At 61.6% G+C, this 12,813-nt stretch carries 13 protein-coding genes; 10 read left to right on the top strand and 3 right to left on the bottom strand.

Annotated elements, in window-relative coordinates:
• Positions 1-42: 42 nt before the first annotated feature.
• The 3 genes from epsC to PE058_RS18600 all read right to left on the bottom strand — a co-directional run bounded on the left by epsC (position 43) and on the right by PE058_RS18600 (position 2,619).
• Positions 43-957: a serine O-acetyltransferase EpsC gene (epsC, locus tag PE058_RS18610; protein WP_020084990.1), complete on the bottom strand. Its 915-nt coding sequence runs from the start codon at positions 955-957 to the stop codon at positions 43-45.
• Between the two features lie 174 nt (positions 958-1,131).
• Positions 1,132-2,127 (bottom strand): sulfate ABC transporter substrate-binding protein, encoded by a 996-nt coding sequence (locus PE058_RS18605; protein ID WP_020084991.1) that lies wholly within the window; start codon positions 2,125-2,127, stop codon positions 1,132-1,134.
• Between the two features lie 285 nt (positions 2,128-2,412).
• Positions 2,413-2,619: a hypothetical protein gene (locus tag PE058_RS18600; RefSeq protein WP_020084992.1), complete on the bottom strand. Its 207-nt coding sequence runs from the start codon at positions 2,617-2,619 to the stop codon at positions 2,413-2,415.
• A 472-nt stretch (positions 2,620-3,091) separates the two neighbouring features.
• Between PE058_RS18600 and PE058_RS18595 the strand changes: the two genes are divergently transcribed.
• From PE058_RS18595 to PE058_RS18550, 10 genes are all read left to right on the top strand, one after another.
• A complete protein-coding gene (locus tag PE058_RS18595) occupies positions 3,092-4,015 on the top strand; it encodes a CysB family HTH-type transcriptional regulator (RefSeq protein ID WP_020084993.1) in 924 nt (307 codons plus the stop codon).
• Between the two features lie 169 nt (positions 4,016-4,184).
• Positions 4,185-5,210, top strand: a complete 1,026-nt coding sequence (locus PE058_RS18590; protein ID WP_020084994.1) for a sulfate ABC transporter substrate-binding protein — start codon at positions 4,185-4,187, stop codon at positions 5,208-5,210.
• Positions 5,211-5,350: 140 nt separating this feature from the next.
• Entirely contained in the window at positions 5,351-5,494 is a 144-nt protein-coding gene (locus PE058_RS18585) for a hypothetical protein (protein WP_156827278.1), read from the top strand.
• Positions 5,495-5,554: 60 nt separating this feature from the next.
• The gene (locus PE058_RS18580; protein ID WP_020084996.1) at positions 5,555-6,136 is read left to right on the top strand and encodes an RBBP9/YdeN family alpha/beta hydrolase; all 582 of its coding nucleotides are present in this window, start codon (positions 5,555-5,557) and stop codon (positions 6,134-6,136) included.
• A gap of 269 nt (positions 6,137-6,405) precedes the next feature.
• Positions 6,406-7,890: a porin gene (locus PE058_RS18575; protein WP_271029048.1), complete on the top strand. Its 1,485-nt coding sequence runs from the start codon at positions 6,406-6,408 to the stop codon at positions 7,888-7,890.
• 194 nt (positions 7,891-8,084) lie between these two features.
• The gene (locus PE058_RS18570; RefSeq protein WP_020084998.1) at positions 8,085-8,711 is read left to right on the top strand and encodes a helix-turn-helix domain-containing protein; all 627 of its coding nucleotides are present in this window, start codon (positions 8,085-8,087) and stop codon (positions 8,709-8,711) included.
• 218 nt (positions 8,712-8,929) lie between these two features.
• The gene (cysT, locus tag PE058_RS18565; RefSeq protein ID WP_020084999.1) at positions 8,930-9,766 is read left to right on the top strand and encodes a sulfate ABC transporter permease subunit CysT; all 837 of its coding nucleotides are present in this window, start codon (positions 8,930-8,932) and stop codon (positions 9,764-9,766) included.
• Entirely contained in the window at positions 9,766-10,662 is an 897-nt protein-coding gene (cysW, locus tag PE058_RS18560; RefSeq protein ID WP_020085000.1) for a sulfate ABC transporter permease subunit CysW, read from the top strand. The genes cysT and cysW overlap by 1 nt, the downstream gene beginning before the upstream one ends.
• On the top strand, positions 10,659-11,741 hold the full coding sequence (locus tag PE058_RS18555; RefSeq protein ID WP_020085001.1) for a sulfate/molybdate ABC transporter ATP-binding protein: 1,083 nt from the start codon (positions 10,659-10,661) through the stop codon (positions 11,739-11,741). Before cysW ends, PE058_RS18555 begins: the two co-directional genes overlap by 4 nt.
• Entirely contained in the window at positions 11,738-12,679 is a 942-nt protein-coding gene (locus tag PE058_RS18550) for a CysB family HTH-type transcriptional regulator (RefSeq protein WP_271029047.1), read from the top strand. The genes PE058_RS18555 and PE058_RS18550 overlap by 4 nt, the downstream gene beginning before the upstream one ends.
• The last annotated feature ends 134 nt before the right edge of the window (positions 12,680-12,813 follow it).

The following is a 12,813-nucleotide window of genomic DNA, read 5'->3' as shown; positions in this document are numbered from 1 at the left end:
ACGGTCAGATTGCTCATTGCGTATTTGGCGTCAAGAAGAGATTTATATTCCGGCGCCGCCGTCGAACGTTTCGCTGCGTGCTTGCGCCTGCACGATGTTGCTGTTTGGCGGCACGCTCCGCGTGAGCCAGACGTTGCCGCCGATCACCGAGCCACGCCCGATCGTCACCCGCCCGAGAATGGTCGCGCCCGCGTAGACGACGACGTCATCCTCCACGATCGGATGACGCGGCAGCCCTTTCACCAGCGCGCCGTTCTCGTCGACGGAGAAGCGTTTCGCGCCGAGCGTCACCGCCTGATACAGACGCACGCGCTCGCCGATCACGGCGGTCTCGCCGATTACGACGCCTGTGCCGTGATCGATGAAGAAGCTGCCGCCGATCTCCGCGCCGGGATGAATGTCGATGCCGGTCGACGAGTGCGAGCTTTCCGCGATGATGCGCGCGATGATCGGTACGCCGAGCTTGTAGAGCGCGTGCGCAAGGCGGTGATGAATGATCGCTTTGACGCCCGGATAGCTGAGCAGCACTTCCTCGTGGCTTTTGGCGGAAGGGTCTCCGTCGTAGGCGGCGCGGATGTCGCTATAGAGAATGTCGAGGATCGCCGGCAGCCCATCGGCGAAATCCTGCGCGATGGAAAGCGCCACAGCTTCGCTGTCGTCGGGCTCGTTGCCGTTGAGAGACGCGGTGAACCGCAGCTCGCGAACGACCTGAGCCCGCAATGCTTCGAGCGCCTTGCCGAGCGTATATCCGACGAAATAGTCGAGTTCTCCGTTGAGGCCGCCTTTCGCCCCGCCGTAGCGGCGCGGAAAGAGCGAGGACGTGATCCCCGAAACGGCTTCCGAAACCTCGCGCGGGGAAGGAAGATCGAGAACGCGTCCGTTCGGGTCGACCGTGCGTGATAAAGCGCTCCGCGAGCTTCTGAGCGCGCTGACGATGCCGTCGATCTTGAATGTCACGGGAGTGATCCGCCTCTCTGACGAACAAGCGAACCGCGCGCTTGCCGCAAGATGTTAGAAATCGCTGCCGCGCCCCTGAACCAAGAAGAAGTGATAAGCAAATTCGCAAATGAAAAGCCCGGCCCTGCTGTGTGCAGAAGCCGGGCGTCCCCCATCGTGCGCGAGAGCTAAGTGTCAGTTGCTCTTGGTCGTGGTGATCTGGTCGTAGATGCCGCCATCCGCGAAATGCTTCTTCTGCGCATCGGCCCAGCTGCTGATCTTGTCCTCAACCTTGAACGTCTTGATCTCCGGCAGCTTGGCCTCGGCCAGCGCGTCCTTGTCCCACGGACGGAAGCCATGCTTGGCGATGATCTTCTGCGCAGCGGGCGTATAGAGGAAATCGAGGTAGCCCTTGGCCAGCTCGGCCGTGCCGCGCTTGGCGGTGATCACCTTGTTGATGGCGACCGGCGGCGCGGCCTCGATGCTGATGGACGGATAGATGACGTCGAACTTGTCGCCGAATTCGGTCTTGAGCAGCGCGACCTCGTTCTCGAACGTCACGAGCACGTCACCCACGTCACGCTGCGTGAAGGTCGTCGTTGCGCCACGCCCGCCGCCGTCGAACACCGGCACGTTGGCGAACAGCTTGCTGACGAACTCGCGCGCCTTGTCCTCGCTCTTGTCGGCACCGAGCGCATATCCCCAGGCGGCAAGATACGTGTAGCGGCCGTTTCCGGACGTCTTCGGGTTCGGAATGACGACCGAGACGCCGGGCTTCACGAGATCGCTCCAGTCCTTGATGCCCTTGGGATTGCCCTGGCGCACGATGAAGATGCTGGTAGTTGTGTACGGCGCGGCGTCATGCGGGAACTTCGACTTCCAGTCCTTGTCGACCACGTCCTTGCTGGCGAGGAAGTCGAGGTCGGTCGCCTGGTTCAGCGTCACGACGTCGGCCTCGAGGCCCTCGGCCACGGCCTTTGCCTGCTTGGTCGAGCCGCCGTGCGACTGGTTGACGGTGATGTCGGCGCCCTTCGTCTGCTTCCAATGCGCGACGAACGCGGGGTTGATGTCTTTGTAGAGCTCGCGCGAGACGTCATACGACGCGTTGAGAATGGAGCTTTCGGCGTTGGCCGCAAAGGGCGCGAGCGCTGCGAGGCCGAGACCCAGGAGGGTTTTGCGCAGTGTCGTCATCAGTCGAACCTTTCTTGTATGACTAGAAGCGGGAATTGAAAAAAGGGCCGGCTCGTGAGAACGAACCGGCCCGGAGGAGAACCGCGGCCAGAAACGTTTGGCGTGACCACCGTGGTCCAGGGAGATGGGCGGCCATCGGGCGCAGCGCTCACGGAAGAGGCGCCGGTGAGCGCGCGGGACGGTGGCGAGGTCGAAGGCAGTGGCAAGGCGAAAGAAAGCAAAATGGAGAGGTGGACCGAGACCGGGCGTAAGGCGCATGAGCGTCGTCTGCCCGGTCCCGGAAGACTAAGCAGCCCTCGCTTTCTGCTTCGGCCCGCGGCCGAACTGGGCGAGTGCGGCCCGCTCTGCATCGCGCGGAGCGGAGAAGATTTTGCCGTCGAGCGGATAGTAGCGCGGCAGCGAAGCATGGAAGCGGTAGCTCTTCTCGCTGTCCAGGCGGACAACGATGCCGGCGGTCTCGTCGGCCACCTCGATAACGAATGCATCTGACATTGTATATGTATCCTTTCCCGCGTGTCGGCGGGCTAACTCGCAATAGGTCGGAAGGGTTGCATCGGGAGCCGGGAAGCAGCCCGGCTCAGGCGATCAACAACACCGACAGGCGAGCGCGGCGGGGCCGGAAAGGAGACGGCCGTCAGCGTCGGGGCCGTAGCGGAAAGAGAAGAACGTCATGGCTACTCCTTAGCGTTTGATGACGCGGCGCAAGTGAACCTCGAAATCACCGCGGCGAGCGCAAACCGCCTCGCATGGTCATCAAGCGCTCATCGGCGAGCAGGGTCAAATAACAAGAAGTGAGAAGCATTCAATCGGGCTGGCATTGCGAGGCGAGGCCGTTCGCGATCCCCCGAGTTGCGGGCATTTTCGATTTCGGCATAAGCAAAGAAGAAAATGGTTATTCGCTATTGTGCGAAGCGCGGTTACACGTTGGCGAGGCCCTTCGGCGACAGGTAACTCCTCGGCGGTCATGAACTTTCAGCAGCTTCGCATCATCCGCGAGACGGTTCGGCGCAATTTCAATCTGACCGACGCCGCCCAGGCGCTCCTCACCTCGCAATCCGGCGTGTCGAAGCACATCCGCGACCTGGAGGAGGAGCTGGGGCTCGAGATATTTGTGCGGCGCGGCAAGCGCCTACTGGGTCTTACGGAGCCGGGGCAGGAGGTCATCGTCATCGCGGAAAGGATCCTGCTCGAATCCGAGAACATGGCGCTCCTCTCGCAGCAGTTCGCAAAGAGCGATTCCGGCACGCTGAACATTGCCACGACGCACACGCAGGCGCGTTACATGCTGCCCCCTGTCATCGCGCGCTTCAAGGCGGCGTTTCCGGATGTGCGCCTCGTGCTGCATCAGGCAAGCCCCAAGGAGATCGCAGCCATTCTGCTCGAAGGCCAGACGGATCTCGGCATCGCCACCGACACGCTGGAGGACAATCCCGGCCTCCTCGCCTTCCCTTATCACCGCTGGTCGCACGGCCTCGTGGTGCCAAAGAACCATCCGCTGCTCGGCGTCGAGCCTTTGACGCTCGAAGCGGTCGCCGACTATCCGATCATCACGTACGACGAGGGCCTGACGGGCCGCGCACGCATCGACCAGGCGTTCGAGAAGGCAGGCGTTGAGCCGGATATCGCCATGTCCGCCCTCGATGCCGACGTGATCAAGGCTTACGTGGAACTCGGGCTGGGCGTCGGGATTATCGCATCAATGGCCTTTGACCCCGAGCGGGACCAGGCCCTGTCACTGATCGAATGCACGCATCTGTTCGACGAGAACGTGTCGAGCCTTGCGGTGCGGCGCGGACGCTTCCTGCGTTCTTACGTCTACCGGTTCATCGAGCTGTGCGCGCCGGAAATCTCCGAGCAGAAAGTGCGCCGCGCCGACGTCGACCGCTAGTGGCTCACGCGACAAACGGTGTTAACGAGCGCGCATCCGCTCGACTTCCGCGCTCAGTGGATATGTGTCCGCAGTATTGTTCATAAGCTCAGCAGTTCTTCTTGGTTCGCTCCACGCGAGGCGCCGCCTACGGTCGGCTCCAGTTAAGCCAAATCCAGAGGAGCTCACGATGTCACTCGCCCTTCTTTCGCGCCGAACCGCCCTAGCGCTCGGCTTGTCTGTCGGCCTGGCCGGCCTCGCGGCTGCGTCCAACGCGGCCGAGCTTCTCAACGTTTCCTACGATCCCACCCGTGAGCTCTATCAGGAGTTCAACGCGGCCTTCATCAAGCACTGGAAGTCGACGGGTGGCGAGGATCTCACCATCAAGCAGTCGCACGGTGGCTCGGGCAAGCAGGCCCGCGCGGTGATCGACGGTCTCGAGGCCGATGTCGTGACTCTCGCGCTTGCTCGTGACATCGATGGTATCGCCGACAAGGGCAAGCTTTTGCCGGCCGACTGGCAGAAGCGCTTGCCGCACAACAGCACGCCCTATACCTCCACGATCGTCTTCCTCGTTCGCAAGGGTAACGAGAAGGGCATCAAGGATTGGGATGATCTGGTGAAGGATGGCGTGCAGGTCATCACGCCGAACCCGAAGACCTCCGGCGGCGCGCAGTGGAATTATCTTGCGGCCTGGGAGTACGCCAAGCGCAAGTACGGCGGCGACGAGCAAGCCAAGGATTTCGTGAAGCGCCTTTACAAGAACGTGCCGGTGCTCGATTCGGGCGCGCGCGGTTCGACCACCACGTTCGTCGAGCGCGGCGTGGGCGACGTCTTCATCTCCTGGGAGAACGAGGCGTTCCTGGCGCTCAAGGAGCTTGGTCCGGACAAGTTTGAGATCGTCGTGCCGACCATCAGCATTCTCGCCGAGCCGCCGGTCGCTGTGATCGACAAGAACGTCGACAAGAAAGGCACCCGCAAGATTGCTGAAGCCTATCTGAACTATCTCTATTCGCCGGAAGGCCAGGAGATCGCGGGCAAGAACTTCTATCGCCCCACGGACCAGAAGGTCGCCGAGAAGTACGCATCGCAGTTCCCGAAGATCAATCTCTTCAAGATCGACGACGCGTTTGGCGGCTGGGCGAACGCTTACAAGACCCACTTCGCTGACGGCGGCACGTTCGACCAGATCTACGTGCCCGGCAGCAAGAGCTGATCCATCCTAAGCACTAATATCCGCCGCTCCCGCTCCTTTTCTCCTGAAGGAAGCGTGGGCGGCGGATCCGCAGCGTCCCCTTCAATAACTCTCTCGCGTAGCGTCCTCGCAGCCCGGCTCACGAACCAGGAAAGTCCCTCATGCCAATGATCGACACGATGGGAGTGATGAGCGTGACCGCATCGGGCCTGGCGCTGGCCGCAGCCTTCTCGATCGTCAGAGCCGTCTCGATCATCGAGGCCTGTTGTCGTGCAAAGCCCAAGTCGCGTGTGTTCCGCCGCTAGCTTTTTGTCGACGACAGGCGGGTCAAAATCGAGAGCCCGCAGCTTTGAAGGATCGCCTCCATGACCACGACGCTCATTGTTCCGGGATTGAATTCCAGCGGCTCCGCCCACTGGCAAACCTGGTTTGAAACGCAGCTCGAGGACGTTGTTCGCGTCATCCAGCGCGATTGGAAGCGCGCGGATCTTCCCGAATGGACAAGCCGCATCCGCCGTGAGATCTCGCGCCAGCCGGGGCCGCTCCTCATCGCCGCGCACAGCTTCGGCGTGCTCGCGGCCGTGCAGGCGGCGGAAGACTATCGCGATCGCATCGCCGGCCTCTTGCTTGTGGCACCTGCCGATCCCGAGAAGTTCGGCGTCACCGATCTCTTGCCTGCTAGCCCGCTCGGTTTTCCGGTCACTCTGGTGGCTTCCACCAATGACCCGTGGCTGAGCTTCGAGCGCGCCGCCGGCCTCGCTGACGCGTGGGGCGCTAATCTCGTCAATCTCGGAGCGGCCGGCCACATTAATGCGGAGGCGGGTTACGGCCCGTGGCCCTATGGGCTGAAGCTGCTTCAGCAACTCAATAATGAATATTCATTAACGGATCGGACCTACGTTGAAACTCGTTCGTCGATTCGCCGGCCTGTGTTCGCCGCGCTCTAGAGTCGAGCTTCAGTTCCGAATTTTCTGAGTCGCGTCAGGTGCGTGCGGAGAAGCACACACCTGCACGCGCCGTCCCGCGTTCCTTGTGCAGCATTGCAGACATCGTGCGTGCCCGGGCGGCAGTGAACGCGTCTTCCACGCAACATTGTGTACGGAATGTGAAACGGTGACGCTCGGAATCCTTGAGCGAGGAGTACGTAATATGGAAAATACAAGATATATCAAAACGTTATCGCAGAGGATCCGTCTAATATAACGGAGAATGTCTAATGGTTGGGGGAACGAGGGGACGGAGAGGGTATGCGGCGGCCATGGCTGCCGGGCTGCTCGTCTCGGTTGGTATGGTGCAGGCATCTGCAGCGGATCTCGGGGGAAGCTGCTGCTCCGATCTTGAGGAGCGCATCGCAGAGCTCGAGGCGACGACGGCTCGCAAGGGCAATCGTAAGGTGTCGCTCGAGGTCTACGGTCAGGTGAACGAAGCCCTGATGTATTGGGACGACGGCAAAGAGAGCAACGTCTATCAGGTCACCAACGACAACTCCCGCACGCGTATCGGTTTCCGCGGCAAGGCCAAGATCGACGCCGATTGGGAAGCGGGCTATCGGATCGAGATCGGCGTTCGCTCCGCCAACTCGAAGCGCTCGAACCAATTCAACGCCAAGGGTGACGGTAATCCCGCTGATATCGGCCTCGATCTTCGCGACAGCTATTGGTTCGTGAAGAACAAGAAGTTTGGTTCCGTGTCTCTCGGAATGCAGGCGAGCGCGACCGACCAGATCACCGAGATCAACCAGACGCAGACCAAAGACTTCGCCAAGTACTCCGACGTCGAGGACACCGGCTTTGGCTTGCTTCTCCGCTCGGCAATCAATGGCCGTCTGACGAACAACGCGGTCACGCCAACGACAAGCGCCACCAGCAGCCCCGGCGACAATGGCTTGACGCTGCGTCGCCTCATCGGTGATGGCGGTGACCAGCCCGGCGAAGGCGAGCGTCGCTTCAACCTCATCAAGTATGAATCTCCCGAAATCGCCGGCTTCACGGCTTCCGCTTCCTGGGGCGAGGACGACTTCTGGGATCTGGCACTTCGTTACACCGGGGAGTTCGGTGGCTTTAAGGTGGCTGCGGGCGTCGGCTATGGCAAAGTGACAGATGGCTATTATCTTCAAACCAAGACCGTTTGCGCTGGCCGCGCCGACGCGGCGCCGGGTGTGGCGAGCACGGATCAGAAATGCGATCAGTTCGGCGGCTCCATCAGCGTGGTGCATGAAGCGACCGGTCTGTTCCTGAACGCCGGCGCGGGTGTGAAGAACGATGACTACCTGAAGAAGCAGGCACGCTTTGCTACCGTGGCTGGCGTGGACGACAGCCAGGACTTCTGGGCTGTGCAGGCAGGTATCGAGAAGAAATTCAACGAGTTCGGAAAAACCACGATCTACGGCGAGTACTACGACTACGAAGGCGGAGCCAATTCTCGCCGGACGGTCACGCAGAGCGATGCACTGAGCCCTGATCCAGCCGCCGCGCATGGCTGGGCAATCTGGGGAACCGGCGTCGAGGTGTTCGGCGCAGGCATCGCCCAAGGCTTCGACAAGGCCGCGATGGTTCTGTATCTCTCATATCGCCATGTCGAAAGTGATCTGACCCTAAAAGGCTTGACTGGTGCGACCAGTGGTCCTGCCTCTGGCGCCATCCGCAACGCTCCGGTGGAGGATGTCGACCTCGTCATGACCGGCGCGATCATCAAGTTCTGATGCGAATGCTCTGAACGACCAACGGAAAAGGGCCATTCTCACGAGTGGCCCTTTTCCTATTTCGCGAACAGTGTTTCGCGGTGTGCTCGCAATTCGAGCTAGCGCATAAGCACATCATTTCTTCTTGGTTCGTGTGAAGGGCCGCTGCCGCTACGTTGGCAGTCATGAAAACGATTGCGGCACCTTCGATCTCAATGAGCAGAGCAGAACCGGATGACCGGGATGCGGGTTTCGATACCCTCACGCCCGAAGCAACGCCACGCGACGTCCCCGTCATCGTGGGTTCGAATTTGCGCCGTCTGCGCAAGGCCCAGGGCCTGTCGCTGGAGCGGCTCGCCGAGCTGTCGGGCGTGAGCCGCGCGATGCTCGGGCAGATCGAGACGGCCAAGAGCGTGCCTACCGTGAGCCTGCTTTGGCGAGTGGCCGATGCGCTCGGCGTTCCCGTTGCCACTCTCGTCGCGACCGAGCGCGAGCCCACCGTCGTCGTGCTGAGCCGCGATCGCGCGAGCGTGCTCATAACCAGCGAGGGCCGCTATTCGACACGCAGTCTCCTGCCGGGTGCGCGTCAGCGCTCCACCGGCTTCTTCGAGCTGCAGATCGAGGCTGGACATCGTGAGGAGTTTCCCGCCTCTCCCATCGGAACACGGCACAACCTCGTCGTCTCGCACGGACAATTAACCGTCGCGGTCGGCGCAGACGCACCCATCACGCTCAGCGAGGGTGACGCAATAGCCTTCGAGGCCTCCAGTATCTACGCCATTGAAAACCCGTCGACATCTCGAACGACCGCTTATCTCGTGATCGTCGCCCCCGCCCCCTGACCGCGTCTAATCCAGAAATTCGAATATCGATCGCAGTTCTTATTATTTCTAGTTCTATGCGCCCGCCCCATAGGGTGCATGCCGACAGTTCGGGGGACGGTGTCTTGCCATCGAAACACATACAAGTTGAGAAGCTGATCTCCTGGACGGCGCTGCTGTGTTCGGTCTCTGTTGTAATCGCCCTGACGATTGCGCACTGACACAGGACTTCAGTAGATATGGCATACGCACGCGCAAAGAGGGTTCTGCCGGGATTCGGGCTGTCGCTCGGATTCACCCTGGCCTACCTCTCCCTCATCGTTCTCATTCCGCTCTCCGCTGTCTTCATCAAGTCGGCGAGCTTGGGATGGGAAGGTTTCATCAATGCAGCCTCGGCGCCCCGCGTGGTCGCCTCGTACAAGCTGAGCTTCGGCGCCTCCCTGCTGGCGGCCGCCATCAATGTCGTGTTCGGCCTGATCCTGGCGTGGAGCCTCGTCCGCTACACCTTCCCCGGCAAGAAGCTGGTGGATGCGCTGATCGACCTGCCGTTCGCGTTGCCCACGGCCGTCGCCGGCATCTCGCTCACCGCGCTTTACGCCAAGAACGGCTGGGTCGGACAGTATCTCGAGCCGTTCGGCATCAAGGTCGCGTTCACGCCGCTCGGCATTCTGATCGCACTCATCTTCATCGGCCTGCCGTTCATCGTACGCACCGTTCAGCCAATTCTCGAAGACCTCGATGCGGAGTTCGAGGAGGCGGCCGCGAGCCTCGGCGCCAGCCGCTTCCAGACCTTCCGCCGCGTCGTGTTTCCAAGCCTCGTGCCGGCGCTTCTCACCGGCTTCGCGCTCGCCTTTGCACGCGCCGTCGGTGAATACGGCTCGGTCATCTTCATCGCGGGCAACATTCCGCTCGTTTCAGAGATCACGCCCTTGATGATCATCACCAAGCTCGAGCAGTACGACTACGAAGGCGCGACCGCCGTTGCCTCCGTCATGCTGATCGTCTCGTTCCTGCTGCTGCTCGTCATCAACGGCTTGCAGGCGTGGACCGCCCGCCGCACGGGGAGGGAAGCCTGATGGCCGGAGCCGCTGCACACCTTGCGCCCCACTCGGGCTCTGCCACCCGCTTCGAGGCCAATGTCGCCACGCGCGACAAGCCATGGGTGAAGTATGCCCTTCTCGGCATCGGGCTCTCGTATTTCGCCCTGTTCCTGTTGCTGCCCTTGATCGCCGTTTTCGTCGAGGGGCTACGCAAGGGATGGGACGCCTATCTGGCGGCCCTCATCGAACCCGATACGCTGTCTGCCATCAAGCTCACGCTGATCGCGGCGGCCATCTCGGTTCCCTTGAACCTCGTCTTCGGCATCGCGGCTGCCTGGGCCATCGCGAAGTTCGATTTCCCCGGCAAGCACTTCCTCATCACCTTCATCGACCTGCCGTTCTCCGTCTCGCCCGTGGTCGCCGGCCTCATCTATGTGCTGATGTTTGGCGCACAAGGCTGGTTCGGCCATTGGCTTGCGGCGCACGACATCCGCATCATCTTCGCCGTGCCCGGCATCGTGCTGGCAACTATCTTCGTGACGTTTCCCTTCGTGGCGCGCGAGTTGATCCCGCTCATGCAGTCCCAGGGACGCGACGAGGAGGAAGCGGCTGTCACGCTCGGCGCCTCGGGCTGGCAGATGTTCTGGCGTGTCACGCTGCCGAACGTGAAGTGGGCGCTGCTGTACGGCGTTATTCTATGTAACGCGCGCGCCATGGGCGAGTTCGGCGCCGTGTCGGTCGTCTCCGGCCACATCCGCGGCGAGACCAACACCATGCCTCTGCACGTCGAAATCCTTTATAATGAGTACCAGTTCGCGGCTGCCTTTGCCGTTGCATCCTTGCTCGCGCTGCTGGCTCTCGTAACCCTCGCCATCAAGACCTACATCGAATGGCGGGCGGGCCTCACTCAGTCCGAGGAGAAGTCTTCATGAGCATCGAGGTCAAAAACATCTCGAAGTCGTTCGGCAGCTTCAAGGCTCTGGACAATATCAACCTCGATCTGCCGCGCGGAGAGCTGATCGCCCTCCTGGGTCCTTCCGGCTGCGGAAAGACGACGCTTCTGCGCATCATTGCGGGCCTCGAAAGCGCAGACCAGGGCTCGATCATCCTCTCGGGCGAGGATGCTTCGAACAAGCACGTTCGCGAGCGCCAGGTCGGCTTCGTGTTCCAGCATTACGCCCTGTTCCGGCATATGACCGTGTTCGAGAACGTGGCGTTCGGCCTGCGGGTGAAGCCGAAATCGCAGCGGCCTTCCGAGAAGGAGATCCGCGCAAAGGTCCAGCGCCTTTTGGAGCTGGTTCAGCTCGATTGGCTGGCCGATCGCTTTCCGGCCCAGTTGTCGGGCGGACAGCGCCAGCGCATCGCGTTGGCCCGCGCCCTCGCCGTCGAGCCGCAGGTGCTCCTGCTCGACGAGCCGTTCGGCGCGCTCGATGCGAAGGTGAGAAAAGAGCTTCGCCGCTGGCTTCGCCGCCTGCACGACGAGCTGCATATCTCGTCGGTGTTCGTTACGCACGATCAGGAGGAGGCCCTCGAGGTCTCGGATCGCATCGTGCTCATGAACAAGGGCCGCATCGAGCAGATCGGCTCTCCGCGCGAGATCTACAACGAGCCCGCGACGTCGTTCGCCTACAGCTTCATCGGCACCGTGAACGAATTCCGAGGCCGCATCGAGGGTGACTATGTCCGCGTCGGAAACGACCGCCTGCCGCATGGCCGTACGGACTTGAGCGACGGCGCATCCGTCGTCGCCTTCGCCCGTCCCCACGATACGGAGATCGTGAAGGGCTCCGAAGGCGAGGGCGTCGCCGCCAAGGTAAACAGGATATTGACCAGCGGTGCCATCACCCGCGTCGAGCTGATCGCGAATGGGGATGCGCGGCAGGGCAAGAAGGATTATTTTGAGGTCGAAGTCACACCGAACGATCTGGCCGCGTTGGGCTTGGCGACGGGAGAAGCCGTTCGCATCAAGAGCCGCCGCTTGAGCCTGTTCGGAGAAAACGAGCGCAGATGAACTTCCAGCAGCTTCGCATCATCCGTGAGACGGTAAAGCGCAATTTCAATCTCACCGACGTCGCCAACGCTCTCTACACATCGCAGTCCGGTGTGTCGAAGCACATCAAGGATCTCGAGGACGAGCTTGGCGTCGAGCTGTTCGTCCGGCGCGGCAAGCGCCTGCTGGGCCTGACTGAGCCCGGGCGGGAGCTCGTTGGCATCGTCGAACGCATTCTGCTCGATACGCAGAACATCAAGAAGCTCGGCGAGCAGTTCGCGAACAAGGATCGCGGCCAGCTCGACGTGGCGACCACGCACACGCAGGCGCGCTATGCGCTGCCCCATGTCGTCGCCAAGTTCCGCAACGCGTTCCCCAACGTGCACCTCGTGCTGCACCAGGGAAGCCCGACCGAGATCGCGCGCATGCTGGCGGACGGTACCGCCGACATCGGCATCGCGACGGAGTCGCTTCAGGATGCGCCCGAGCTCGTGTCGTTCCCGTACTACACGTGGCATCACGGCGTCATCGTAAAGGCGGGCCACGCGCTCGAGCAGGAGGACAAGCTCACGCTGGACGCTTTGGCGGAATGGCCCCTTATCACCTACAGTGAGGGCTTCACCGGCCGCCCCAAGATCGACAAGTCGTTCGCCGATGCCAGCATCGTGCCCGACATCGTGCTCTCCGCCCTCGACGCCGACGTGATCAAAGCCTACGTCGAGCTTGGCCTCGGCGTGGGGATTGTGGCCTCGCAGGCCTTCGACCCTGTGCGCGACCCTCAATTGCGCCTGCTCGACGCAACGCACCTTTTCCAGGAAAACGTATCGCGGATCGCCGTCAGGCGCGGCGCTTACCTCCGGGGCTACGCCTACCGCTTCATCGAGTACTGCGCGCCCACGCTCACGGAGCCGGTGGTCCGCGCGAGTATCGAGGCCACGGCTGAAACTGGCCGGGTCTGACTACGGTTCCTAGGAATTTCTCTATTTTTTCGGATCTTAGTGTGGTCATTCTCTAAGAATGGCCACACTTGGGCTGTTTGGAACTGTTACCAGGTGAACGCGGGTTGATATAAGAGTAAGAAACACCGCCAGCT

Origin of the sequence: Hyphomicrobium sp. DMF-1 (assembly GCF_027886585.1) — a bacterium.
Classification (GTDB): Bacteria; Pseudomonadota; Alphaproteobacteria; order Rhizobiales; family Hyphomicrobiaceae; genus Hyphomicrobium_C; species Hyphomicrobium_C zavarzinii.
Note: the sequence above shows the minus strand (reverse complement) of the source record. Positions and strands in the feature narration are given on the sequence as shown.